This window comes from Pseudomonas sp. CH235, assembly GCF_004368175.1.
Taxonomy (GTDB): Bacteria; Pseudomonadota; Gammaproteobacteria; order Pseudomonadales; family Pseudomonadaceae; genus Aquipseudomonas; species Aquipseudomonas paraglycinae.
The window spans coordinates 31,067-54,434 of record NZ_RRZJ01000011.1; the positions used below are offsets into that span (position 1 = coordinate 31,067).

Below are 23,368 nucleotides of genomic sequence, written 5' to 3' on the forward strand. Positions count from 1 at the left end.
ATAACTTCTGGCCTGGAATAACCGATGCCCCCTGTCTATCGCCTGGCAATGCCAGCATTGTGCCTGTCGCTGATCCTGCCTTGTGCGTTTTCCGTCGAAGCTGCGGATCCGGCACCCGCCCCCGCCGCAGAAAAAGCCGCCGAAGAAAAACCGGTCGAACGCCAGCCACTGCTTGAGCGTAGTCAGGAAGAAGCCGCGGCACTCGAACGCAAGGTTCCGGCCCAGGAACAACAGCAACTGCAAGCGGGCAGCGACACCTTCCTCGCCCTGTGGAAACCGGCCAACACCGCCGAACCCAAAGGCGCGGTGATCCTCGTTCCCGGTGCCGGCGAAACCGCTGACTGGCCCCAGGCGATCGGCCCGTTGCGCCGCAAGTTGCCGGACGTCGAGTGGAGCAGCCTGAGTATCACCCTGCCCGATCTGCAAAGCGATGCCATCGCACCGCGCGTGGCTGAAGCCCCCGCCGCACCGAAAACCGCCGACCCGGGCAGCAAGGATTCGACCACCGCCGAGCCGATCGAACAAGCCGCCGGCGGCGAAGCCGATGTGGCCGACAAAGTCGTGGCTGAATCCACCGAAGAACAGTCCAAGGCCGACGCCGAGCGAATCTTCGCCCGCATCGACGCGGCACTGGCCTACGCCGAACAACAAAGCGCGCGCAGCATCGTCGTGCTCGGTCATGGTACCGGCGCCTACTGGGCGGCGCGTTACGTGAGCGAGCGACAGAGCTCGCAGGTCGAGAAGCTGCTGCTGGTGGCCGCGCAGACCCCGGCCAAGGCCAAACCGGAACTGGTGGAACTGACGCCGACCCTGAAACTGCCGACAGCCGACATTTTCTACATGGATAAGGCGCCGGACCGCAACTCGGCACTGGAGCGCATGCAGGCGAGCAAGCGGCTGAAGACGTCCTCTTTCAGTCAGGTCGCACTCAAGGCCCTGCCGGACAACAAGGCCGAGCAGGAGCAATTGTTCCGCCGGGTGCGGGGCTGGTTGAATCCGCAGAGCCCGGACTAAAAATCCGGACTGTAAAAACGCAGACAAAAAAATCGCAGCTCAACGCTGCGATTTTTTTATGCCTAGCGAAAATCCCGCCGTTCGCGAATCAACGTGTAGGCATTGTGCAATTCGCGGGTCCTCTCGGTGGCCTCGCGCACCTGCGCCGGCGTGGCACCTGTCCCGGCCACCTTGTCCGGGTGATGCCGGCTGAGCAGGCGTCGATAGGCACGCTTGATCTGCGCCGGTTCACTGGTGGCCGATACGCCGAGCAGGCGCATCGCCTCCTGATAGCTCACCGCCGCGCTGACGATCGGACGCTTGTGCGGCTCGTAGTCCGCCGCCAACGCCTGGATCTGGTGCGTCGTCCAGCCTAGCCACTTGCCCCACTGCGCCAGCAATTCCCGCTCGCTGACACCGGCCCGGCCATCGGCCCAGACCATTCGCCAACAGGCCCGCAACACACCTTCGGCCGCATGAGGCTGAGTACTCAACCGACGCAGATAACCGCGCAGATTGTCGTTGCCTGACTTGCCGCGATTGAACGCGGCAATCGCCCGGCGCTGCGCCGGCTCGCTCATTTCCAGCGCGCGCATCTCGTGACGCGCCTGCTGGATGTGACCGTCCGTGACCCGCCCGTCGCTCTTGGCCAGACGCCCGAGCAACACGAACAACAGCTCGTCGTTGCGCAGCATCGGCCGACCGCCGAGTTTTTCCCGCAAATGCCCCCAGCTCTGCAAATGCAGGCGCCGATCCAGCGCCTGCCCCAACAAAGCACCAAGCATGGCCCCCGGAATGCTGGCGATAGCAAAACCCGCTCCGGCTCCAATCAGAGTCCCTGGCCACAACATATCAGCGACTCGCTTCTATCAAGGCTTCGGCTTCGGCCAGACGCTCGTGCGTGCCGACATCGACCCAGTGACCTTTCAGTCGCTCGCCGGTCACCTGCCCGTCCGCCATGGCTTTACGCAACAGCGGCGCCAGTTTGAAAGCGCCGTCGCTGCAGCCGTCGAACAACTGCGGATGCAGTACGGCGATGCCACTGTAGGTCAGGGTCGCCGCATCGGCCTGGCCATCACGCACCTGGCCGTCGGTCAGGGTGAAATCGCCGGTCGGGTGATGGGCCGGATTGTCCGCCAGCACCAGATGTGCCAGGCCGCTGATCGGCTGATGCAGCACGCTGAAGTCGTAATCGGTCCAGATGTCACCGTTGACTACCAGAAACGCGTCGTCGCCCAACAGCGGCAAGGCGCGGAAAATTCCGCCGCCGGTTTCCAGTGGCTCGCCCTCCGGCGAATACTGGATCGACACGCCGAATTGCGAACCATTGCCCAGATGATCTTCGATCTGCTGTCCGAGCCAGGCGTGATTGATCACGATCTCATTGAAGCCGGCCGCGGCCAGGGCACGCAGGTGGTATTCAATCAGCGGCACACCGCCGGCTCGCACCAGCGGTTTGGGGGTGGTCAGGGTCAGCGGGCGCATGCGCTCGCCTTTGCCGGCCGCCAGAATCATTGCCTTCATGCCGTCACTCCACCACGCAGGCTGGCGAGCAGTGCCTGCAGATCCGCCAGCTCGGGACGGCGCGCGATGACCGCTTCTATATAAGAGAAGAAACGCGGCACATCGCCGAGGTAACGCGGCTTGCCATCGCGATGGCAGATGCGGGCGAAGATGCCGATAACTTTCAGGTGGCGCTGCACGCCCATCAGGTCGCTGGCGCGCAGGAACTCCTCGAAGTCCGGCTGCACCGGAATGTTCAGCGCCGACGCCTGCTGCCAGTAGCTTTCCAGCCAGCCGCGCACACGCTCTTCAGGCCAGCTGAGGAAGGCGTCCTTGAACAGGCAGGTCACGTCGTAGGTCACCGGGCCGTACACGGCGTCCTGGAAATCCAGCACGCCGGGATTTGGCTCGCTGAGCATCAGGTTGCGTGGCATGTAGTCGCGGTGCACCAAGACCTTCGGTTGGGCCAGGGCGCTGTCGATCAGCAGATCGCTGACCTTTTGCCACTGCTGCTGTTGGGTTGCATCGAACTCGACGCCCAACTCGCGTTTCACGTACCACTCGGGAAACAGTTCCAGCTCGCGGCGCAACAACGCGACGTCATAGCTCGGCAGCGGCGCCACCATCGGCAGCTGCTGAAAAGCCAGCAGTGCTTGCAGGGCATCGCTGAATAACGCGTCGGCATTTTCGCTGTCGATCACGTCCAGATAGGTCTTGTTGCCCAGGTCATTGAGCAAAAGAAACCCGCGTTCGAGGTCTTCTGCATAAATTTTCGGCACGTTGATGCCGGATTTCGCGAGCAAAAAGGCGATATCCACGAACGGTTTGCAGTTTTCCTGAGGTGGCGGCGCGTCCATCACGACGAAGCTGCGACCCGCGCCTTCCCAACGGAAATACCGACGGAAACTCGCGTCGCTGCTGGCCGCGGTCAACGTGGCCGGGGGTACGGCTCCCCAGCCCTGATCTGCAAAAAGGGTTGCCAACTGTTCATCGAGCCAAACTTTCAGGTGTTGCAAGCGTACATCTTGATCAGGCATTGCAAGGGTCTCCGACGGCGCTAGCCGTCAAGCGGGTCATGCTTTATTATCCAGCATCTTTTTCAGACCATCGAGAGGCGTGCGGCCCACACCGCGGGCAGATGGCACGCAGGAAGCCCGGACTAATAAGATGGCATTGAAATCCCCCGCGTTTCGTAAAAAATTTCCGTTGTTGGTAACCGGCAGTCTGCTGGCTATGCAACCTCTGGCCAGTTCATTCGTTGTTGCCGCCGAGCAGTATGACTGCGCCGTCTCGGCAACGGGAGGCTGGGCCTGCTCGCCGAAGACGCCGGCAGCTACCTTGCCGCCGCGTCCCGTGCATGACGGCAGTGCCGTCAGTGCCGCTGGCGAAGCCCCGGCCGAGAGCGGCTCCACTGCGGAGTCCGGGCCCAAGCCGGTACTGGTTACCGAGTCCAAGGGCCGTGGCCTGAAATCCCGTAGCGAAGACTACAGTCACCTCGACTGGGTTCCGCGCGAGAAGCTCACCGCCGCCCAGCTGGCCGAGACCGGTCCTTACTGCTCTGGTTCCTATATCGAACCGATTCGTCCTGGCATGAATGACAAGACGAATAAAAGTGACGCCCCGACCTTCATCGGCGCCAAAGCGTCGCGTTACCAGCAGGATTCGCAGGTCGCGAGTCTCGCCGGTGACGTGGTCATGCGTCAGGGCAGCATGCAGGTCGAAGCCGACGAGGCCAACCTGTATCAGGCCGAAAGCCGTGGCGAACTGGCGGGCAACGTGCGCATTCGCGACAACGGTGCACTGATCGTCGGCGACCACGCCGATGTGCAGCTGGACACCGGTGAAGCCAAGGTCGACAACGCCGAATACGTCATGCACAAGTCGCGCATCCGCGGTAACGCGCTGTACGCCAAGCGTGCCGAAAACGCGATCATCCGTCTGAAGGACGGCACGTACACCACGTGCGAACCGAACAGCAACGCCTGGCAGCTCAAGGGCAACAACATCACCCTGAACCCTGCCACCGGCTTCGGTACCGCGACCAACGTGACGCTGCGGGTCAAGGACATTCCTGTCCTGTACACGCCGTACATCTACTTCCCGATCGACGATCGTCGTCAGTCGGGTTTCCTGCCGCCGACCATCGGCACCGGCAGCGACACCGGCTTCATGCTGGTGACCCCGTACTACTTCAACCTGGCACCGAACTACGATGCCACGTTGTATCCGCGCTACATGAGCAAGCGCGGCATGTTGATGGAAGGCGAATTCCGTTACCTGACCAAGTCGAGCGAAGGTCAGTTCGGCGCAGCGTATCTCAACGACGAGGACGACGAGCGCAAGGGCCAGACCGACTACGACAAGACTCGCTACATGTACAACTGGCAGCACAAGGGTGGTCTCGACTCCCGCGTGCTCACCCAGGTGGACTACACCAAGATCAGCGATCCTTATTACTTCCAGGATCTGCAGACCGACCAGATCGGCGTGAAAAGTGCCGACTACGTGAACCAGCAGGGCTCGGTCACCTATCGTGGCGACAGCTACACCGCCCGTTTGAATGCCCAGGCGTATCAGCTGGCAACCGTATCGAACATCACACCGTATGACCGCCTGCCGCAAATCACCTTCAATGGCCAGCTGCCGTATCATCCGGAAGGACTGGATTTCGATTACGAGACCGAGATCGTTCGTTTCGATCGCGATCTGAAAAATGGCGATTTCACGAACGAAGACGGCACAACCGAGCCTCGCCTCGACAACAACGTGTTCGGCCTCGCTCGCGCCAATGGCGACCGTCTGAATCTGAAACCAGGCGTCAACCTGCCAATGAACTGGACCTATGGTTTCCTGAAACCATCGTTGAAGTACCAGTACACGCAGTATCAACTGGATCTGGACAGCAAAGGCAAGTCGGATATCGCCGCGTTGTCGCCGGAGAACCAGAAACTGTTCGGCAAGTTCGACAGCAACCAGAACCGCGGCGTACCTATCGCCAGCATTGACGGTGGCCTGTACTTCGACCGCAACACATCCTTCTTTGGCAAGAACTATCGTCAGACCCTGGAACCGCGCTTGTTCTACCTCTATGTACCCGAGGTGGACCAGGAAGACATTCCGGTATTCGACACCAGCGAGTACACCTTCAACTACGCGTCGCTGTTCCGTGACAACCGCTTCTCCGGCTCCGACCGTGTCGGCGACGAAAACAAGCTGTCGCTGGGCGTGACCAGTCGCTGGATCGAAGACGACGGCTTCGAACGTCAACGCATCAGTGTCGGCCAGGCGCTGTACTTCAAGGATCGCAAGGTTCAACTTCCGGGTATCGCGTTCAACGATCGCGACGACGCCAAGTCCAGTGTTTCGCCTTATGCACTGGAATACGAATACCGCTGGAACCGCGACTGGCGCACCACTGCCGACTACAACTGGGATCCGGACAGCCACAGCCCGCGTTCCGGCAGCGCGATGTTCCACTACCAGCCTGAAGACAACCCGAACAAGGTGGTCAACGTCGGCTACCGCTATCGCAACGACCAGGTTCGTTACGACCAGAACACCGGCAAGTGGTCGGTGGGCGGCGGTGACTACGGCACACCGGGTCAACCTGGCTACGTGAAGGACTACTACAAGATCCAGCAGCATGACTTCTCGGTCATCTGGCCAATCGTTCCACAATGGAGCGCCATCAGCCGCTGGCAGTACGACTACAACCGCAACCGTACACTGGAAGCCTTCGGTGGTTTCGAGTACGACAACTGCTGCTGGAAACTGCGCCTGATCAACCGTTACTGGGTTTCCTACGACGAATTCAGTCAGGAAGCTCCGCAAAACGAAAAAGGCGACCACGGCGTCTTCCTCCAAATTGTTCTGAAGGGACTCGGCGGCCTCACCGGCGCCAAGGTAGAGAGCTTCCTCGACAAAGGCATCCAAGGTTATCGTCAACGTGAAGACCAAGCTTTCTGATTGTCTGCGCCCGCTGATGCTGGGCGCGCTGTTCCTGGGTACCGCGGCCAACGCCGCGGTGCAGTCCATCGATAAAGTGGTGGCCATCGTCGACAACGACGTAGTCATGCAGAGCCAGCTGGATCAACGCGTCCACGAAGTTCAGCAAACCATCGCCAAGCGTGGCGGCGGTTTACCACCTCCGGGCGTGCTGGACCAACAGGTGCTCGAGCGCCTGATCGTCGAAAACCTGCAACTGCAGATCGGCGAGCGTTCCGGTATCCGCATCACCGATGAGGAACTGAACCAGGCTGTGGGCACCATTGCCCAGCGCAACAACATGACCCCGGAGCAGTTCCGCATTGCCCTGTCCCGTGACGGCCTCTCCTATGAAGACGCTCGCGAGCAGATCCGCCGCGAAATGATCATCAGCCGTGTACGCCAGCGCCGCGTGGCCGAACGCATCCAGGTCTCGGAACAGGAGGTGAAGAACTTCCTTGCCTCCGACCTGGGCAAGATGCAACTGTCCGAAGAGCTGCATCTGGCCAACATCCTGATCCCGACCCCGGAAAGCGCCAACTCCGAAGCGATTCAGAGTGCCGCTCGCAAGGCGATGGAGGTTTACCAGCAGCTCAAGCAAGGCGCCGACTTCGGCCAGATGGCCGTAGCCAACTCTGCCAGTGACAACGCGCTGGAAGGCGGCGATATGGGCTGGCGTAAAGCCGCTCAACTGCCACCGCCGTTCGACCGTGAACTGAGCCGCATGGCGACTGGCGAAATCACTCAACCGGCACGCACTCCGGGTGGTTTCATCATCCTGAAGCTGCTGGAAAAACGTGGTGGCGAGAGCCAGATGCGCGACGAAGTGCATGTGCGCCACATCCTGGTCAAGCCAAGTCCGGTTCGCGACGAAGCCAAGACCAAGGAACTGGCTCAGTCGCTCTACAACCGCATCGAAGCCGGTGAAGATTTCGCCGAACTGGCCAAGAAGTATTCGGAAGACCCGGGCTCTGCGCTCAACGGCGGCGACCTGAACTGGATCGACCCGAACGCACTGGTACCGGAATTCCGCGCCGTGATGGCCAAGTCCCCGCAGGGTCAGCTGTCCAAGCCGTTCCAGACCCAGTACGGCTGGCACGTTCTGGAAGTCCTTGGCCGTCGCGCCACCGATAGCACCGAACAGGCCCGTGAGCAGCAAGCGATGACCGTACTGCGTAACCGCAAATACGACGAAGAGCTGCAAACCTGGCTGCGTCAGATCCGTGACGAAGCGTACGTAGAGATCAAACTCCCTGGTGCAGACCAGGCAGCGCAGTGAAACCCAAGCGTTTCGCGCTGACACCCGGCGAACCGGCCGGCATCGGTCCCGACCTGTGCCTGCTGCTCGCCTCGCAAGCCCAGCCACATCCCCTGATTGCCATCACCAGCCGCGACCTGCTCCAAGAGCGGGCCGCGCAGCTGGGGCTGGCCGTCAGCTTGCTGGAAGTGGCGCCTGACCACTGGCCGGACGCACCGGCGCCCGCCAACAGCCTGTACGTCTGGGACACCCCGCTCAGCGCCCCCGTGGTCGCCGGGCAACTGGACAAGGCCAACGCCGCATTCGTCCTCGAAACCCTGACCCGCGCCGGCAACGGCTGCCTGAACGGCGACTTCGCCGGAATGATCACCGCCCCGGTGCACAAAGGCGTGATCAACGAATCGGGCATCGCGTTTTCCGGCCACACCGAATTTCTCGCCGACCTGACCCACACCGCCCAAGTGGTAATGATGCTCGCCACCCGCGGTTTGCGCGTGGCGCTGGTCACCACTCACTTGCCCTTGCGCGACATCGCCGATGCGATCACGCCCGAGCGGCTGGAGCGGGTCACGCGGATTCTGCACACCGATCTGCAACAAAAATTCGGCATCGCCCAACCGCGTATCCTGGTCTGCGGGCTCAACCCGCACGCCGGTGAAGGCGGACACCTGGGCCATGAAGAAATCGACATCATCGAACCCACATTGGAGCGCCTGCGCGGCGAGGGCATGGACCTTCGTGGCCCGCTGCCTGCCGACACTCTGTTTACCCCCAAATATCTGGAGCACTGCGATGCAGTGCTGGCGATGTACCACGACCAGGGCCTGCCCGTACTGAAATACAAAGGCTTCGGCGCCGCGGTCAACGTGACCCTGGGCCTGCCGATCATCCGCACGTCGGTCGACCATGGCACCGCCCTGGATCTGGCCGGCAGCGGCAAGATCGACACCGGCAGCCTGAAAGTCGCCCTGGAAACCGCCTACCAGATGGCCGAGACCCGTTTATGACCGAGCAATACCAACACAAGGCGCGCAAACGCTTTGGCCAGAACTTCCTGCACGATGCCGGCGTCATCGACCGCATCCTGCGCTCCATCAGCGCCAAGGCCGGCGACCGCATGCTGGAAATCGGCCCGGGCCAGGGCGCATTGACTGCCGGCATCCTCAACTCCGGCGCACAGCTGGACGTGGTGGAGCTGGACAAGGATCTGATCCCGATCCTCAACCAGCAGTTTGCCAACAAGAGCAATTTCAACCTGCATCAGGGCGATGCGCTGAAGTTCGATTTCAACAGCCTGAACGCTGCGCCGAACAGCCTGCGCGTGGTCGGCAACCTGCCATACAACATCTCCACGCCGCTGATTTTCCACCTGCTGAACAACGCCGGCATCATCCGCGACATGCACTTCATGCTGCAGAAGGAAGTGGTCGAGCGTCTGGCCGCAGGTCCGGGTGGCGGTGACTGGGGTCGATTGTCGATCATGGTTCAGTACCACTGCCGGGTCGAACACCTGTTCAACGTCGGCCCGGGCGCATTCAATCCGCCACCGAAAGTCGACTCGGCAATTGTCCGCTTGGTACCGCACGCGGTGCTGCCGCATCCGGCCAAGGATCATCGCCTGCTCGAGCGTGTGGTGCGTGAAGCCTTCAACCAGCGCCGCAAGACCCTGCGCAACACCCTCAAGCAGTTGCTGAGCAATGCCGAAATCGAAGCCGCCGGAGTCGATGGCAGCCTGCGCCCCGAGCAACTCGATCTGGCCGCGTTCGTACGTCTGGCCGACAAGCTCGCCGAACAGCCGGCGAAAGCACCTGAAGCCGACTGACCGGCAATGATCGCTATCGGGCAGGATGCCAACTCTGGTCTACTGCCCGATACTTGCCTAGACTGAATCCCAATCAGCTACGCCCCGCGTCCCGCTTCGTTTTTAAGGCCTTTTGCATGTCCGATCCTCGCTACCAGGTCGATGTCAGTGTCGTTACCCACTATCTGGCAGACCAATCGCAACCCGAGCACGAGCGCTTTGCCTTCGCCTACACCATCACCGTGCAGAACAATGGCGAGCAACCGGCCCGCCTGATGTCGCGCCACTGGGTGATCACCGATGGCGACGGGCATGTCGAAGAAGTGCGCGGCGCCGGCGTGGTCGGCCAGCAACCGTTGATCGGCGCCGGTAAAAGCCACACCTACAGCAGTGGCACGGTGATGACCACCAAGGTCGGTACCATGCAGGGCACTTACGAAATGGTCGCCGACGACGGCAAGCATTTCGATGCGATCATCAAGCCCTTCCGCCTCGCCGTTCCCGGAGCCCTGCACTGATGGCGACCTATGCCGTCGGCGACCTGCAAGGCTGCCTCGAACCGCTCAAATGCCTGCTCAAGCAGGTGGCGTTCGACCCGGCTCTGGATCGCCTGTGGCTGGTGGGTGATCTGGTCAACCGAGGCCCCCAATCGCTGGAAACCCTGCGCTTCCTTTATGGCATGCGCGACTCGCTGGTCTGCGTACTCGGTAATCACGACCTGCACTTGCTGGCAGCGGCGAAGAACATCGAGCGCATGAAGAAGTCCGACACGCTGCGTGAAATCCTTGAAGCGCCGGACTGCGCCGAACTGATGGAATGGTTGCGCCAGCAGAAACTCATGCACTACGACGAACAACGCGAAGTGGCCATGGTGCACGCGGGTATCCCGCCGCAATGGTCGCTGCGCAAGGCGCTCAAGTACGCTGAAGAAGTCGAGACCGCGCTGCGTGACGACAACCTGCTTCCACCCTTTCTCGACGGCATGTACGGTAACGAGCCGGCGAAATGGGACAGCGACCTCAAAGGCGTGACACGCCTGCGAGTCATCACCAATTACTTCACCCGCATGCGTTTCTGCACCGCCGAAGGCAAGCTCGACCTCAAGAGCAAGGAAGGCCTCGACACCGCGCCGCCGGGCTACAAGCCCTGGTTCCAGCACAAGGAACGCAAGACCCGTGGTCTGCGGATCATTTTCGGTCACTGGGCGGCACTGGAAGGCAACGTTCACGAGCCCGGCATCTCGGCCCTCGACACCGGTTGCGTATGGGGCGGCAGCCTGACCCTGATGAACGTCGACAGCGGCGAACGCCTGTCATGCAAATGCGACGAGCATGGGGCCGTACTGCCCAGCGTCGCGCCACTGATCACCGAATCTTCTCCCGTCAGCGCCCCGCGCTAGACTGCGTTTTCAGCCGAGCCACAGGAGCCCGCCATGAGCGAATTCAAACGTATCCCCCCGGAACAGGCCCAGGCCCTGCGCGAGCAAGGTGCTGTGGTCGTCGACGTCCGTGACCCGGCAACATTTGCCGCACTGCACATCAGCGGCTCGAAGCATCTGGATAATCATTCCCTCCATGCTTTCATCCAGGGCGCCGACCTCGATGCACCCACCGTCGTGGTCTGCTACCACGGCAACTCGAGCCAGGGTGCTGCGGCGTACCTCGTGAGCCAAGGCTTCTCCGACGTCTACAGCATGGACGGCGGCTTCGAACTGTGGCGTACGACTTTTCCTGCGGAAACCGCGCAAGGCACCTCCGAATAATTTTTTTGTAACGTGCAGGCCCCGGCTCCCGCGGGCTTGCGCGGTGGCAGACGAACGGTCTGCCACAACTAATTACGTATCTCGCCTTTACCTCCCGAATTCCCAACTATCCTTAAGCCCAGGCCATCCAAAACAGGGGAGAGCCGGTACACCGGCGCACGGGTCATCGGGAGTGACTTTCGCGATTGTCGATCGCGAAAGTGTTCTGGGGGGTAAACAACAGCTGCCATCGCAGCTGCTTGCCAGCATCGACTGAGTGATCCGGCGTCGGCTCCACGTATCGAGCGAGGTGACGTCATGAGTATCTTTAGCCACTTCCAACAACGCTTCGAGTCCACACGCCAGGAAGAATTCTCCCTGCAGGAGTACCTGGAACTGTGCAAAAAGGATCGCAGTGCCTACGTTTCCGCCGCCGAGCGTCTATTGCTGGCCATCGGCGAACCGGAACTGCTCGACACCTCGACCAACTCGAGACTGTCGCGCATCTTTTCCAACAAGGTGATCCGTCGCTATCCGGCCTTTGAAGACTTCCACGGGATGGAAGAATGCATCGACCAGATCGTGTCGTATTTCCGTCATGCCGCTCAGGGCCTGGAAGAGAAGAAACAGATCCTCTATCTGCTCGGCCCTGTCGGCGGCGGCAAGTCGTCCCTGGCCGAGAAGCTGAAACAGCTCATCGAAAAAGTGCCCTTCTATGCGATCAAGGGCTCGCCGGTATTCGAATCGCCACTGGGTCTGTTCAACGCCACCGAAGATGGCGCGATCCTCGAAGAAGACTTCGGCATTCCACGGCGCTACCTGAACACCATCATGTCGCCATGGGCCACCAAGCGCCTGGCCGAATTCGGCGGCGACATCAGCCAGTTCCGTGTGGTCAAACTGTACCCGTCGATCCTCAACCAGATCGCCGTGGCCAAGACCGAACCGGGTGACGAAAACAACCAGGACATCTCCGCGCTGGTGGGCAAGGTCGATATCCGCAAACTCGAAGAATTCCCGCAGAACGACGCCGACGCCTACAGCTACTCCGGTGCGCTGTGCCGGGCCAACCAGGGCCTGATGGAATTCGTCGAGATGTTCAAGGCACCGATCAAGGTGCTCCACCCATTGCTGACCGCCACCCAGGAAGGCAACTACAACAGTACCGAAGGCCTTGGCGCGATTCCGTTCACCGGGATCCTGCTGGCCCACTCCAACGAATCGGAGTGGCACACCTTCCGCAACAACAAGAACAACGAAGCCTTCATCGACCGGATCTACATCGTCAAGGTGCCGTACTGCCTGCGTGTGAGTGACGAGGTGAAGATCTACGACAAGTTGCTGTTCAACAGCTCCCTGGCCAAGGCGCATTGCGCGCCGGACACCCTGAAGATGCTGGCGCAGTTCACCGTGCTGTCCCGCCTGAAGGAGCCTGAAAACTCCAACATCTACTCCAAGATGCGGGTGTATGACGGCGAAAACCTCAAGGACACCGATCCGAAGGCCAAGTCGATCCAGGAATACCGCGATGCAGCGGGCGTCGACGAAGGCATGAACGGTCTGTCGACCCGGTTCGCGTTCAAGATCCTGTCCAAGGTCTTCAACTTCGATCCCCATGAAATCGCCGCCAACCCGGTACACCTGCTCTACGTGCTGGAACAGCAGATCGAACAGGAACAGTTCCAGGCCGAGACCCGGGAACGCTATCTGCGCTACCTGAAAGAGTACCTGGCACCGCGTTATATCGAATTCATCGGCAAGGAGATCCAGACCGCCTACCTCGAGTCTTACAGCGAGTACGGCCAGAACATCTTCGACCGCTACGTGCTGTATGCGGACTTCTGGATTCAGGATCAGGAATACCGCGATCCGGAAACCGGCGAGATCCTCAACCGCGTCGCCCTCAACGAGGAGCTGGAAAAAATCGAGAAACCGGCCGGCATCAGCAATCCGAAGGATTTCCGCAACGAAATCGTCAACTTCGTGCTGCGCGCCCGGGCCAACAACAACGGCAAGAACCCGACCTGGCTCAGCTACGAAAAACTGCGGGTGGTCATCGAGAAGAAAATGTTCTCGAACACCGAAGACCTGCTGCCAGTCATCAGCTTCAACGCCAAGGCCAGCAAAGAGGATCAACAGAAGCACAACGACTTCGTTACACGAATGGTCGAACGCGGCTACACCGACAAACAGGTACGACTGCTCTCCGAGTGGTATCTGCGGGTCAGAAAATCACAGTAAACCGCGGCCGGTCAGACCGGTTGTCGTCAGCCCGAGGCTTGTGCGCGCATTTTCTGCTACACAGGCCTCTGGAAGGTGTTCGAAAGGCGGTAGCGAGGTTCAGGCAGCACCCAAAGCGCTTGGGGGAGCGTGTACGTCCCTTGGCATTCGGTTCAATGCTGCATGACCGCTCGCCCCTTTGCAGGACAGCTTCTAAGGAGCAGTCATGAGCTATGTGATCGACCGACGTCTCAATGGCAAGAACAAGAGCACGGTGAACCGTCAGCGCTTCCTGCGGCGTTACCGTGACCACATCAAGAAGGCTGTCGAAGAGGCGGTCAGCCGGCGTTCCATCACCGATATGGAACACGGCGAGCAGATCAGCATTCCCGGTCGCGATATCGACGAACCGGTGCTTCACCATGGTCGCGGCGGCAAGCAGACCGTGGTTCACCCCGGCAACAAGGAATTCACCGCTGGCGAACACATCGCCCGTCCGCCGGGAGGCGGCGGAGGCCGAGGGCCGGGCAAGGCCGGCAACTCCGGCGAAGGCATGGACGAGTTCGTCTTCCAGATCACCCAGGAAGAATTCCTCGAATTCATGTTCGAGGACCTCGAACTGCCCAACCTGGTCAAGCGCAACCTGACCGGCACCGACACCTTCAAGACCGTACGTGCGGGGATCAGCAACGAGGGCAACCCGTCGCGGATCAACATCATCCGCACTCTGCGTTCGGCCCACGCCCGGCGCATTGCGCTCTCGGGCAGCAGCCGCGCCAAACTGCGCGAGGTCAAAGAGGAACTGGCGCGACTCAAACGCGAAGAACCCGACAACTTCGGCGACATTCAGGATCTCGAGGCGGAAATCGAGAAACTCAGTGCGCGCATCCATCGGGTGCCGTTCCTCGACACCTTCGACCTCAAGTACAACCTGCTGATCAAGCAGCCAAACCCCAGCTCGAAAGCCGTGATGTTCTGCCTGATGGACGTTTCCGGCTCCATGACCCAGGCGACCAAGGACATCGCCAAACGGTTTTTCATCCTGTTGTACCTGTTCCTCAAGCGGAACTACGACAAGATCGACGTGGTGTTCATCCGCCACCACACCAGCGCCCGCGAAGTGGACGAAGAGGAGTTTTTCTATTCCCGCGAGACCGGCGGCACCATCGTTTCCAGCGCCCTGAAACTGATGCAGGAGATCATGGCCGAGCGCTATCCGAGCAATGAATGGAACATCTACGCCGCGCAGGCTTCCGACGGCGACAACTGGAACGACGATTCGCCGATCTGCCGCGACATCCTGATCAACCAGATCATGCCGTTCGTGCAGTACTACACTTACGTGGAGATCACCCCGCGCGAACATCAGGCCTTGTGGTACGAGTACGAACGCATCGCCGAAGCCTTTTCCGACACTTTTGCCCAGCAGCAACTGGTCTCGGCCGGGGATATCTATCCGGTCTTCCGTGAACTCTTCCAGCGCAGGTTAGTGACATGACCGCCAAGACCGCCAAAGAGCAGAAGCGCCAACCCATTTCCACAGGCTCGGAATGGACTTTCGAGCTGATCCAGACGTACGACCGTGAAATCGCCCGTATCGCGGCCCGTTATGCTTTGGATACCTACCCCAACCAGATCGAAGTGATTACCGCCGAGCAGATGATGGACGCCTACGCTTCGGTTGGCATGCCGCTGGGCTATCACCATTGGTCCTACGGCAAGCACTTCCTCAGCACTGAGAAATCCTACAGCCGCGGGCAGATGGGGCTGGCGTACGAGATCGTGATCAACTCGGACCCGTGCATCGCGTACCTGATGGAAGAAAACACCATCTGCATGCAGGCACTGGTGGTTGCGCATGCCTGCTACGGCCACAACAGTTTCTTCAAGGGCAACTATCTGTTCCGCACCTGGACCGACGCCAGTTCGATCATCGATTACCTGGTGTTCGCCAAGCAGTACATCATGCAGTGCGAGGAGCGCCACGGGATTGATGCCGTAGAGGATCTGCTCGATTCCTGCCACGCCCTGATGAACTACGGTGTCGACCGCTACAAACGTCCGTACCCGATTTCCGCCGAGGAAGAGCGGCGTCGGCAGAAGGATCGCGAAGAACACCTGCAGAAGCAGATCAACGACCTGTGGCGCACCATTCCCAAAGGCGCAGACAAGTACAGCGACAAGGACAACGCACGCTTTCCGGCCGAGCCACAGGAAAACATCCTGTATTTCATCGAGAAGCACGCGCCATTGCTGGAGCCTTGGCAGCGCGAGATCGTGCGGATCGTGCGCAAGATCGCCCAGTATTTCTATCCACAGCGCCAGACCCAGGTGATGAACGAAGGCTGGGCGACGTTCTGGCACTACACGCTGATGAACGACCTGTACGACGAAGGCCTGGTGACCGACGGCTTCATGATGGAGTTCCTGACGTCCCACACCAGCGTGGTGTTCCAGCCGGGGTTCGACAGCCCTTATTACAACGGCATCAACCCATACGCACTGGGCTTTGCGATGTATCGCGACATCCGTCGCATGTGCGAAGAGCCTACGGAAGAAGACCGCCGCTGGTTCCCGGAAATCGCCGGCAGCGACTGGCTGTCGACCATCAAGTTCGCCATGAGCAGCTTCAAGGATGAGAGCTTCATCCTGCAGTACCTGTCACCCAAGGTGATCCGCGACCTGAAACTGTTCAGCATTCTCGATGACGACCAGAAGGACGATCTGCTGGTGCCTGCGATCCATGACGAGGGCGGCTACAGGATCATTCGCGAAACGCTCGCAGCGCAATACAACCTCGGCAATCGCGAACCGAACGTGCAGATCTACAGCATCGACCGCCGCGGCGACCGCTCGCTGACTCTTCGCCACCAGCAACACGACCGCAAACCGCTGGGCGATTCCACCGAGGAGGTCCTGAAACACCTGCACCGGTTGTGGGGCTTCGACATTCATTTGGAAACCCTGCAAGGCGACCAGATCATGAAGACCCATCACGTTCCGCCTCGTAGCGAACACAGCGAGGGGGATTACGGTCGACTCGACCTGGCCGTCATTCATCTTTGATCCCGTTCAGGCCTCCGAAAGTCCGGCGCAAGAGTTATCCTGTCGGGCCAACGGAGGTTTTTTATGCAGATTTACAAGGTCGGCGGTGCGGTACGTGATCGCCTGCTGGGCAACCCGGTCACCGATATCGATTGGGTGGTGGTCGGCGCGACCACAGAAGAAATGCTCGCCAAGGGGTTTCGCCCGGTCGGCGCGGACTTCCCGGTTTTTCTTCACCCGAAAAGCGGCGAGGAGTACGCCCTCGCCCGCACCGAGCGCAAGAGCGGTCGCGGTTATGGTGGTTTCACCTTTCACGCCAGCCCCGAGGTCACACTTGAAGAAGACCTGATCCGCCGTGACCTTACGATCAACGCCATGGCTGAGGATGATCAGCAAAATCTGACCGACCCCTACCACGGCCAGCGCGATCTCGAAGAACGGATTCTGCGCCACGTTTCCCCCGCGTTTGCCGAAGATCCGCTCAGGGTTCTGCGCGTTGCGCGCTTTGCTGCCCGCTACGCGGAGCTTGGTTTCAAGGTGGCGCCCGAGACATTGGAGCTGATGCGTCAGCTCAGCGAATCGGGTGAGCTGGAAGCCCTTACGGCCGAACGCAGTTGGAAAGAGATTTCCCGCGCACTGATGGAAGATCAGCCCCAGGTTTTCATTCAGGTGCTGCGCGATTGCGGCGCCTTGAAGGTGCTGATGCCAGAGGTCGATGCCTTGTTCGGCGTGCCGCAACCGGAAGCCCATCACCCGGAAATCGACAGCGGCATCCACACCCTGAGCGTGCTTGAGCAGTCAGCCCTGCACAAGCAGCCGTTGACCGTGCGCTGGGCCTGCCTGCTGCACGACCTCGGCAAAGGCCTTACTCCAGAGGAGGAATGGCCACGACACATCGCCCATGAGCACAAAGGCCTGAAGTTGATCAAAGCGGTCAACGAGCGCTTCAAGGCACCGAAGGACTGTCAGGAACTGGCCTTGCTGGTCGGCCAATATCACACCCACGGGCATCGCGCCCTGGAGCTGAAGGCTTCGACCTTGCTCGAGTTGCTGCAAAGCTTTGACGTTTACCGTCGGCCACAGCGTTTCGAAGAGTTCATCGTCGCGTGCGAGATGGATGCCCGAGGCCGCAAAGGGCTTGAGCAGCGCAGTTATCCACAGGCGGATTACCTGCGCGGCGCGGCCAATGTGGCGCGCGGCGTGGCAGTGCAGCCGTTGCTGGAGAAGGGATTCAAAGGCCCGGAACTGGGCGAGGCACTCAAGCGCGAACGGCTCAAGGCGCTGAAGGTTTACAAGGAATCGGCGGCGTCCTGAAAACATTTGATCCGCCCTCGCCAGGGCGGATCAAACCGTTCAAGCCAGACCTGAAGGCGTGAGCTGAGTACCGCGCCATTCAAATCCGACCGGTGCCAGCACCTGATCGATCTGCGCTTCGGCCCACAATGTGGCAAAGCTTTTTCCTACACCGGGATGTACCCGATCCGGCGCAATCAAAGACAGCGGCCACAGCACAAAGGCATTTTTCAGGATTTCCGCCCGGGGCAGGATCAGCCCGTCGAAGTTGCCGGCCAGATCGCCGTACAGCAACACGTCGATATCCAGCGGCAAGCCCTTGCGATTCGGCGCATAGCGACCGTTGTCCGCTTCAATGAACTTCAAGCGGCGATCCAACTCGATCAACGGCAGATCGGTGAACGCCGACACCACGAAGTTGAAGAACGGCCCGCTCTTGATTCCCACCGGCTGGCTTTCGAACACAGGCGAACAGCGGATATCCACCAGAAACGTGGACAAGGCATCCAGACCGGCCTGCAAATGGGTTTCGCGCTCGATATTGCTACCGAGCCCGAGATAGATCTGGGTCAGCGGCATCCGCGCTCGATCTCCACACCCACACCACCCTTGGCGGCCGGCACGGCACCTGGCTTGGTCAGCTTCAGGCGCACCCAGGTGATCTTGAATTCATTCATCAGCACTTCAACCAGACGCTCGGCGAAGGTCTCGACCAGTTGATACCGGGATTGCTCGGCAAAGGCCTGGATCCGTGTGGACACACTGGCGTAATCGAGCGCCAGGGTCAGGTCGTCACCGGCGGCGGCCGGGCGATTGTCCCAGGCGAAGCTCAAATCAAGACGCAGGCACTGTCGGATGCCGCGCTCCCAGTCGTAGGCACCGATCACGGTGTCGACTTCCAGGCCCTCGATAAACACTCTGTCCAAGCACTTTTCTCCGCTGCACGACAAGGGCGCAATGCGCCGTTAGAATCAGGGCGTCCTCGCCCGGAATAGTTAGCATGTTTTGGTTACTGGCGATCCTCGCCTACCTGCTCGGCTCTCTGTCCTTCGCCATTTTGCTCAGCCGCCTGACCGGAAATCCGGATCCGCGAATGAGTGGCTCGGGTAATGCCGGCGCCACCAACATGCTGCGCCTGGCCGGACGCAAACTCGCGATCCTGACCCTGCTGGGTGATCTGTGCAAAGGCCTGCTGCCGGTGCTGATCGCTTCGGCAATGGGCCTTTCGCTGCAGGATCAGGCGTGGATCGGCGTCTGCGCCGTGATCGGTCACCTGTTCCCGTTGTACTTCCGCTTTCGCGGTGGCAAGGGTGTTGCCACGGCGGCCGGCATGCTGCTGGGCCTGTATCCACCCGCCGCGCTGCTGGCCGTGTGCGCCTGGTTGCTGACGTTCTACCTGACCCGCACCAGCTCGCTGGCGGCGTTGATCGCTACACCCCTGACACTGCCGTTGCTGGCCTGGCAGGAACCGGCGGCGCTGTTGCCGATGAGCACGCTGACACTGCTGATCGTCTGGCGCCACCGGGGCAATCTACGCGACCTGTTCGCCGGGCGCGAACGGCATTTTTAAATACCGCATGTGAGCGCTGCTTATCACAGCGCTGACAATTGCTCCATCGGCCAGCGCGCCTGCACGCTGATCGCCAGGCTTTCCTGCTGGCCGGCCTGCAAACGCTGGCAGCCGGCAAACGCAATCATTGCGCCGTTATCGGTGCAAAACTCGGGACGGGCATAGAACACATCGCCCTTCATGTCGCCGAGCATCTTCTCCAGCGAAACACGCAGCGCCCTGTTGGCACTGACGCCTCCGGCGATCACCAGACGCTTCATGCCGGCCTGCTTCAGGGCACGCTTGCACTTGATGGTCAAAGTCTCCACCACGGCCTGCTGGAACGCCAGCGCGATGTCGCAACGGGCTTGCTCGCTGTCGTCCCCGGCGCTGACGCATTGCTGCCAGGTGTTGAGGGCGAAGGTCTTCAGGCCGCTGAAGCTGAAATCCAGACCCGGGCGATCACACATCGGACGCGGGAAGGTGAAACGTCCTGCGACACCCTTCTCTGCCAGCTTGGCGATTTCCGGTCCGCCCGGATAATTCAGGCCCATCATTTTTGCAGTCTTGTCGAAAGCTTCGCCCGCGGCATCGTCCAGCGTTTCACCGAGCAGGCTGTATTGGCCGATGCCATCGACCTGAACCAGCTGCGTATGACCACCAGAGACCAACAAAGCGACGAACGGGAATTCCGGCGGTTTTGGCTCCAGCATCGGCGCCAGCAAGTGGCCTTCCATGTGATGCACGCCGAGCGCCGGGATGCCCCAGGCAAACGCCAGCGCCTGGGCGCATGAGGCACCCACCAGCAGCGCCCCGACCAGGCCGGGACCCGCGGTGTAGGCGATGGCGTCGATCTCGGTCGGCACGCAGCCGGCTTCGGCCAGCACCTGACGGATCAAAGGCAGCATGCGCTTGACGTGATCGCGCGAGGCCAGCTCCGGTACCACGCCGCCATAGACGCGGTGCAGGTCGATCTGACTGAACAACGCGTCGGCCAGCAGGCCGCGCTCACTGTCGTATAAAGCGACGCCGGTTTCGTCGCAGGAAGTTTCTAATCCCAGTACTAGCATGGGTTTGCGCCTTGTTTAGGCTGAATTCGAAGGCGCGCATAATAGTCGCCGCGTGATGCCCCGACCAGCGGTTTTCGATCAGAGGCTTTGCATTCCGAGCGATGAGGGGTTAACATCCGCAACCCTTAAAAACCGACGTCTTCAAGTGCTCTTTTGCCGCGAGGATGTTGACCCCGGTAATGAATGAAGGTAGCTCTGGATGCCAGCCGTCAAAGTTAAAGAGAACGAACCCTTCGACGTAGCTCTGCGTCGTTTCAAGCGCTCCTGCGAAAAAGCCGGTGTACTGGCTGAAGTTCGTAGCCGCGAATTTTACGAGAAGCCAACTTCTGAGCGTAAGCGCAAGGCAGCTGCTGCTGTTAAGCGTCACGCCAAGAAAGTTCAGCGCGAACAGCGCCGCGCCGTTCGTCTGTACTAATACACAGACGATCGTAGCAAGCTTCTGCCAAGCCCGGCCCTCAGCCGGGCTAATGGCATTTGCGTAAAACGCTTGATGCTTCACCGTCGAAGCCGCAGATGCGACCGAGACAAACCCGCTTCACCGCGTCAGGCCTGGCTCTTTTGCCAGCGGTGCACGTCTTTTCTGACGAGCCTTTCAAGGCTACTGACGAGCACACCCACTGATTCCTCTTACGACGATCAGCCCAAGGCACCTGCTTGCGTGCCCGCTTCATGAGCTATCCGAGGCCGATTGCCGGCCGTCAGCGGATTCAGCGCAACATTTTCGAATAGTCGAAGACTGATGAGTACTAACGTCAGTGGATTTTCGGCAGATACACTTCCCGACAGCGATTACGCAAACGACACCGGTCGAGCCGCACCACGTGCGCGCATCACTCAATGACCCGCGTCCGGCAGACTTTCGCATCGGATCCATTACAGCGCAGACGAGAACGCCATGGCCGGGCTGATTCCCCAGAGCTTCATTGACGACCTTCTGAACCGCACCGACATCGTCGACGTGGTCAGCTCGCGCGTGCAATTGAAGAAGGCCGGTAAAAACTACACCGCCTGCTGCCCGTTCCATAAAGAGAAGACCCCGTCATTCAGCGTCAGCCCCGACAAGCAGTTCTATTACTGCTTCGGCTGCGGCGCCGGCGGCAACGCCCTCGGCTTTCTCATGGATCACGACAATCTGGACTTCCCCCAGGCCGTCGAAGATCTGGCCAAGGCCGCCGGCATGGAAGTGCCGCGAGAAGAAGGCGGCCGCTCGAACAAGCCGCGCCAGCCGACCGATTCACCGCTGTACCCGCTGCTCACTGCCGCTGCCGACTTTTACCGGCAGGCGCTCAAGAGCCACCCGGCACGCAAGGCAGCAGTGGATTACCTCAAGGGTCGTGGCCTGACCGGCGAAATCGCCCGGGACTTCGGTCTCGGATTCGCACCGCCGGGCTGGGACAACCTGTTCAAACACTTGAGCAGCGACACCTTGCAGCAGAAAGCCATGATCGACGCCGGCCTGCTGATCGAGAACGCCGAAACCGGTAAACGCTATGACCGCTTCCGCGATCGCGTGATGTTCCCGATCCGCGACACCCGTGGACGGATCATTGCTTTCGGCGGTCGAGTGCTCGGCGACGACAAGCCAAAGTACCTGAACTCGCCGGAAACCCCGGTCTTCCATAAAGGCCAGGAACTCTACGGCCTGTACGAAGCCCGCAAGAACAATCGCAACCTCGACGAAATCATCGTCGTCGAAGGCTATATGGATGTCATCGCTCTAGCCCAGCAAGGCCTGCGCAATGCCGTCGCGACACTCGGCACCGCCACCAGCGAAGAACACCTCAAGCGTCTGTTTCGCGTAGTGCCGAACGTACTGTTTTGCTTTGACGGCGACCAGGCTGGCCGCAATGCCGCCTGGCGCGCACTCGAAGCCACACTGCCCTGCCTGCAGGACGGGCGCCGTGCACGCTTTCTGTTTCTGCCTGAAGGCGAAGACCCGGATACGTTGATTCGCGCCGAAGGCACAGACGCCTTCCGCGCCCGGATCAATCAGCACGCACAGCCGCTGGCGGACTACTTCTTCCAGCAACTGACCGAAGAAGCCGACCCGCGTTCGCTGGAGGGCAAGGCCCACATGGCCACCCTCGCAGCACCATTGATCGACAAGGTCCCAGGCGCCAATCTGCGCATCCTGATGCGCCAGCGCCTGACCGAGATCACCGGTCTGAGCAGCGAAAGCGTCAGCCAGCTGGCCCAGAGCGCTCCTCAGGAAGCACCGCCGGCCTATGACCCGGGCATCGATTACGACGCCATGCCGGACTACAGCGACTACCATCAGCCGCAGGCACAGGACATGTATGTGCCGCAGCAGGAATGGACGCCGAAAAAAACCGGCGCCGGCGGCAAGAAATGGGACAAGAAACCGTGGGACAAAAATGGCAAGCGTGGCGGTGATCGCGATCAGCCGCGTGCCCCACGCGTGCCGGCCGCCGTCGAACCTCCGACCCTGGCCGCTCTGAGAACCTTGCTGCATCACCCGCAACTGGCGGAAAAGGTCGAGGACGCCGGGCACTTCGCGGACGAGAACCAGACCAACGCACAGCTGCTGGTGGCACTGCTCGAAGCCGTGCAGAAGAATCCCAAGCTAAACTCATTTCAGTTGATCGCGCGATGGCACGGAACCGAACAGGGTCGCCTGCTCAAGGCGCTGGCGGAAAAGGAATGGCTGATTGACGGAGACAACCTTGAACAACAGTTTTTCGACACCATTACTAGCTTGTCAGCCCGCCAACGCGAGCGAAACCTGGAACAACTGCTCAGGAAAGCGCGTCAAAGCGAACTGAGCGCCGAAGAGAAAAATCAACTGCGCGACCTTTTAAGTCGCAATGTTTCCGCATCAAACCCGACCTCAACTGGCGCGTGAGGTCATAGCTCAGGTATAATCCTCGGCTTGTTTTTTGCCCGCCAAGAC

The 23,368-nt window shown here is 60.4% G+C and carries 21 protein-coding genes; 15 read left to right on the top strand and 6 right to left on the bottom strand.

Annotated features, from left to right (window positions below; all coding sequences use genetic code 11):
• Nucleotides 1-24: 24 nt before the first annotated feature.
• Nucleotides 25-1,014 (top strand): alpha/beta hydrolase family protein, encoded by a 990-nt coding sequence (locus EIY71_RS13935; RefSeq protein ID WP_085746583.1) that lies wholly within the window; start codon nucleotides 25-27, stop codon nucleotides 1,012-1,014.
• A 62-nt stretch (nucleotides 1,015-1,076) separates the two neighbouring features.
• Here EIY71_RS13935 and EIY71_RS13940 read toward each other — a convergent pair whose 3' ends face one another.
• From EIY71_RS13940 to EIY71_RS13950, 3 genes are read right to left on the bottom strand one after another with little or no spacing between them, the layout of a single operon-like run.
• Nucleotides 1,077-1,844: a TerB family tellurite resistance protein gene (locus tag EIY71_RS13940; protein WP_134022025.1), complete on the bottom strand. Its 768-nt coding sequence runs from the start codon at nucleotides 1,842-1,844 to the stop codon at nucleotides 1,077-1,079.
• Between the two features lies 1 nt (nucleotide 1,845).
• The gene (gene murU / locus EIY71_RS13945) at nucleotides 1,846-2,517 is read right to left on the bottom strand and encodes an N-acetylmuramate alpha-1-phosphate uridylyltransferase MurU (protein WP_085746585.1); all 672 of its coding nucleotides are present in this window, start codon (nucleotides 2,515-2,517) and stop codon (nucleotides 1,846-1,848) included.
• Nucleotides 2,514-3,533 (bottom strand): aminoglycoside phosphotransferase family protein, encoded by a 1,020-nt coding sequence (locus tag EIY71_RS13950; RefSeq protein ID WP_085746586.1) that lies wholly within the window; start codon nucleotides 3,531-3,533, stop codon nucleotides 2,514-2,516. Before EIY71_RS13950 ends, murU begins: the two co-directional genes overlap by 4 nt.
• Before the next feature lie 130 nt (nucleotides 3,534-3,663).
• Between EIY71_RS13950 and EIY71_RS13955 the strand changes: the two genes are divergently transcribed.
• The 11 genes from EIY71_RS13955 to EIY71_RS14005 all read left to right on the top strand — a co-directional run bounded on the left by EIY71_RS13955 (nucleotide 3,664) and on the right by EIY71_RS14005 (nucleotide 17,859).
• Entirely contained in the window at nucleotides 3,664-6,462 is a 2,799-nt protein-coding gene (locus EIY71_RS13955) for an LPS-assembly protein LptD (RefSeq protein ID WP_085746587.1), read from the top strand.
• Nucleotides 6,443-7,759, top strand: a complete 1,317-nt coding sequence (gene surA / locus EIY71_RS13960) for a peptidylprolyl isomerase SurA (protein WP_139832903.1) — start codon at nucleotides 6,443-6,445, stop codon at nucleotides 7,757-7,759. The genes EIY71_RS13955 and surA overlap by 20 nt, the downstream gene beginning before the upstream one ends.
• Nucleotides 7,756-8,745 carry a 4-hydroxythreonine-4-phosphate dehydrogenase PdxA gene (pdxA, locus tag EIY71_RS13965; RefSeq protein ID WP_102718000.1) on the top strand — a complete coding sequence of 330 codons (990 nt, stop codon included), beginning with the start codon at nucleotides 7,756-7,758 and terminating at the stop codon, nucleotides 8,743-8,745. The genes surA and pdxA overlap by 4 nt, the downstream gene beginning before the upstream one ends.
• Nucleotides 8,742-9,560, top strand: coding sequence for a 16S rRNA (adenine(1518)-N(6)/adenine(1519)-N(6))-dimethyltransferase RsmA (gene rsmA, locus EIY71_RS13970; RefSeq protein ID WP_085746589.1), 819 nt, complete (start codon nucleotides 8,742-8,744; stop codon nucleotides 9,558-9,560). Before pdxA ends, rsmA begins: the two co-directional genes overlap by 4 nt.
• 116 nt (nucleotides 9,561-9,676) lie before the next feature.
• Nucleotides 9,677-10,057 carry a Co2+/Mg2+ efflux protein ApaG gene (apaG, locus tag EIY71_RS13975; protein WP_064380341.1) on the top strand — a complete coding sequence of 127 codons (381 nt, stop codon included), beginning with the start codon at nucleotides 9,677-9,679 and terminating at the stop codon, nucleotides 10,055-10,057.
• A complete protein-coding gene (locus tag EIY71_RS13980) occupies nucleotides 10,057-10,938 on the top strand; it encodes a symmetrical bis(5'-nucleosyl)-tetraphosphatase (protein WP_102718001.1) in 882 nt (293 codons plus the stop codon). Before apaG ends, EIY71_RS13980 begins: the two co-directional genes overlap by 1 nt.
• Nucleotides 10,939-10,971: 33 nt before the next feature.
• Complete coding sequence (glpE, locus tag EIY71_RS13985) at nucleotides 10,972-11,301, top strand: thiosulfate sulfurtransferase GlpE (protein ID WP_085746591.1); 330 nt, start codon at nucleotides 10,972-10,974, stop codon at nucleotides 11,299-11,301.
• 297 nt (nucleotides 11,302-11,598) lie between these two features.
• Complete coding sequence (locus EIY71_RS13990; protein ID WP_007959909.1) at nucleotides 11,599-13,521, top strand: PrkA family serine protein kinase; 1,923 nt, start codon at nucleotides 11,599-11,601, stop codon at nucleotides 13,519-13,521.
• A gap of 205 nt (nucleotides 13,522-13,726) precedes the next feature.
• On the top strand, nucleotides 13,727-14,998 hold the full coding sequence (locus EIY71_RS13995) for a YeaH/YhbH family protein (RefSeq protein ID WP_007959907.1): 1,272 nt from the start codon (nucleotides 13,727-13,729) through the stop codon (nucleotides 14,996-14,998).
• Nucleotides 14,995-16,566, top strand: coding sequence for a SpoVR family protein (locus EIY71_RS14000; protein ID WP_011336213.1), 1,572 nt, complete (start codon nucleotides 14,995-14,997; stop codon nucleotides 16,564-16,566). Before EIY71_RS13995 ends, EIY71_RS14000 begins: the two co-directional genes overlap by 4 nt.
• A 63-nt stretch (nucleotides 16,567-16,629) precedes the next feature.
• On the top strand, nucleotides 16,630-17,859 hold the full coding sequence (locus tag EIY71_RS14005) for a multifunctional CCA addition/repair protein (RefSeq protein ID WP_085746592.1): 1,230 nt from the start codon (nucleotides 16,630-16,632) through the stop codon (nucleotides 17,857-17,859).
• A 39-nt stretch (nucleotides 17,860-17,898) separates the two neighbouring features.
• Here EIY71_RS14005 and folK read toward each other — a convergent pair whose 3' ends face one another.
• Nucleotides 17,899-18,417 carry a 2-amino-4-hydroxy-6-hydroxymethyldihydropteridine diphosphokinase gene (folK, locus tag EIY71_RS14010; RefSeq protein ID WP_134022027.1) on the bottom strand — a complete coding sequence of 173 codons (519 nt, stop codon included), beginning with the start codon at nucleotides 18,415-18,417 and terminating at the stop codon, nucleotides 17,899-17,901.
• Entirely contained in the window at nucleotides 18,408-18,764 is a 357-nt protein-coding gene (gene folB / locus EIY71_RS14015; protein WP_085697719.1) for a dihydroneopterin aldolase, read from the bottom strand. Before folB ends, folK begins: the two co-directional genes overlap by 10 nt.
• Nucleotides 18,765-18,838: 74 nt before the next feature.
• Here folB and plsY point away from each other — a divergent pair, with 74 nt between their 5' ends.
• Nucleotides 18,839-19,408, top strand: a complete 570-nt coding sequence (gene plsY, locus EIY71_RS14020; RefSeq protein ID WP_007959895.1) for a glycerol-3-phosphate 1-O-acyltransferase PlsY — start codon at nucleotides 18,839-18,841, stop codon at nucleotides 19,406-19,408.
• A 23-nt stretch (nucleotides 19,409-19,431) separates the two neighbouring features.
• On the opposite strand, the gene tsaD is transcribed toward plsY, so the two are convergent.
• A complete protein-coding gene (gene tsaD / locus EIY71_RS14025; RefSeq protein ID WP_085746594.1) occupies nucleotides 19,432-20,457 on the bottom strand; it encodes a tRNA (adenosine(37)-N6)-threonylcarbamoyltransferase complex transferase subunit TsaD in 1,026 nt (341 codons plus the stop codon).
• A 199-nt stretch (nucleotides 20,458-20,656) separates the two neighbouring features.
• Between tsaD and rpsU the strand changes: the two genes are divergently transcribed.
• A complete protein-coding gene (rpsU, locus tag EIY71_RS14030) occupies nucleotides 20,657-20,872 on the top strand; it encodes a 30S ribosomal protein S21 (RefSeq protein WP_002551877.1) in 216 nt (71 codons plus the stop codon).
• Between the two features lie 480 nt (nucleotides 20,873-21,352).
• Nucleotides 21,353-23,320, top strand: coding sequence for a DNA primase (gene dnaG, locus EIY71_RS14035; protein WP_085746595.1), 1,968 nt, complete (start codon nucleotides 21,353-21,355; stop codon nucleotides 23,318-23,320).
• The last annotated feature ends 48 nt before the right edge of the window (nucleotides 23,321-23,368 follow it).

What these genes read in the sequence shown, in the direction of transcription:
- EIY71_RS13935 (WP_085746583.1), top strand. Translation starts at nt 25, where the DNA reads ATGCCCCCTGTCTATCGCCTGGCAATGCCAGCATTGTGCCTGTCGCTG.
- EIY71_RS13995 (WP_007959907.1), top strand. Translation starts at nt 13,727, where the DNA reads ATGAGCTATGTGATCGACCGACGTCTCAATGGCAAGAACAAGAGCACG.
- EIY71_RS13990 (WP_007959909.1), top strand. Translation starts at nt 11,599, where the DNA reads ATGAGTATCTTTAGCCACTTCCAACAACGCTTCGAGTCCACACGCCAG.
- tsaD (WP_085746594.1), bottom strand. Translation starts at nt 20,457, where the DNA reads ATGCTAGTACTGGGATTAGAAACTTCCTGCGACGAAACCGGCGTCGCT.
- EIY71_RS13955 (WP_085746587.1), top strand. Translation starts at nt 3,664, where the DNA reads ATGGCATTGAAATCCCCCGCGTTTCGTAAAAAATTTCCGTTGTTGGTA.
- glpE (WP_085746591.1), top strand. Translation starts at nt 10,972, where the DNA reads ATGAGCGAATTCAAACGTATCCCCCCGGAACAGGCCCAGGCCCTGCGC.
- folK (WP_134022027.1), bottom strand. Translation starts at nt 18,417, where the DNA reads ATGCCGCTGACCCAGATCTATCTCGGGCTCGGTAGCAATATCGAGCGC.
- dnaG (WP_085746595.1), top strand. Translation starts at nt 21,353, where the DNA reads ATGGCCGGGCTGATTCCCCAGAGCTTCATTGACGACCTTCTGAACCGC.
- apaG (WP_064380341.1), top strand. Translation starts at nt 9,677, where the DNA reads ATGTCCGATCCTCGCTACCAGGTCGATGTCAGTGTCGTTACCCACTAT.
- rsmA (WP_085746589.1), top strand. Translation starts at nt 8,742, where the DNA reads ATGACCGAGCAATACCAACACAAGGCGCGCAAACGCTTTGGCCAGAAC.
- EIY71_RS13940 (WP_134022025.1), bottom strand. Translation starts at nt 1,844, where the DNA reads ATGTTGTGGCCAGGGACTCTGATTGGAGCCGGAGCGGGTTTTGCTATC.
- EIY71_RS13950 (WP_085746586.1), bottom strand. Translation starts at nt 3,533, where the DNA reads ATGCCTGATCAAGATGTACGCTTGCAACACCTGAAAGTTTGGCTCGAT.
- EIY71_RS13980 (WP_102718001.1), top strand. Translation starts at nt 10,057, where the DNA reads ATGGCGACCTATGCCGTCGGCGACCTGCAAGGCTGCCTCGAACCGCTC.
- EIY71_RS14000 (WP_011336213.1), top strand. Translation starts at nt 14,995, where the DNA reads ATGACCGCCAAGACCGCCAAAGAGCAGAAGCGCCAACCCATTTCCACA.
- rpsU (WP_002551877.1), top strand. Translation starts at nt 20,657, where the DNA reads ATGCCAGCCGTCAAAGTTAAAGAGAACGAACCCTTCGACGTAGCTCTG.
- murU (WP_085746585.1), bottom strand. Translation starts at nt 2,517, where the DNA reads ATGAAGGCAATGATTCTGGCGGCCGGCAAAGGCGAGCGCATGCGCCCG.
- EIY71_RS14005 (WP_085746592.1), top strand. Translation starts at nt 16,630, where the DNA reads ATGCAGATTTACAAGGTCGGCGGTGCGGTACGTGATCGCCTGCTGGGC.
- plsY (WP_007959895.1), top strand. Translation starts at nt 18,839, where the DNA reads ATGTTTTGGTTACTGGCGATCCTCGCCTACCTGCTCGGCTCTCTGTCC.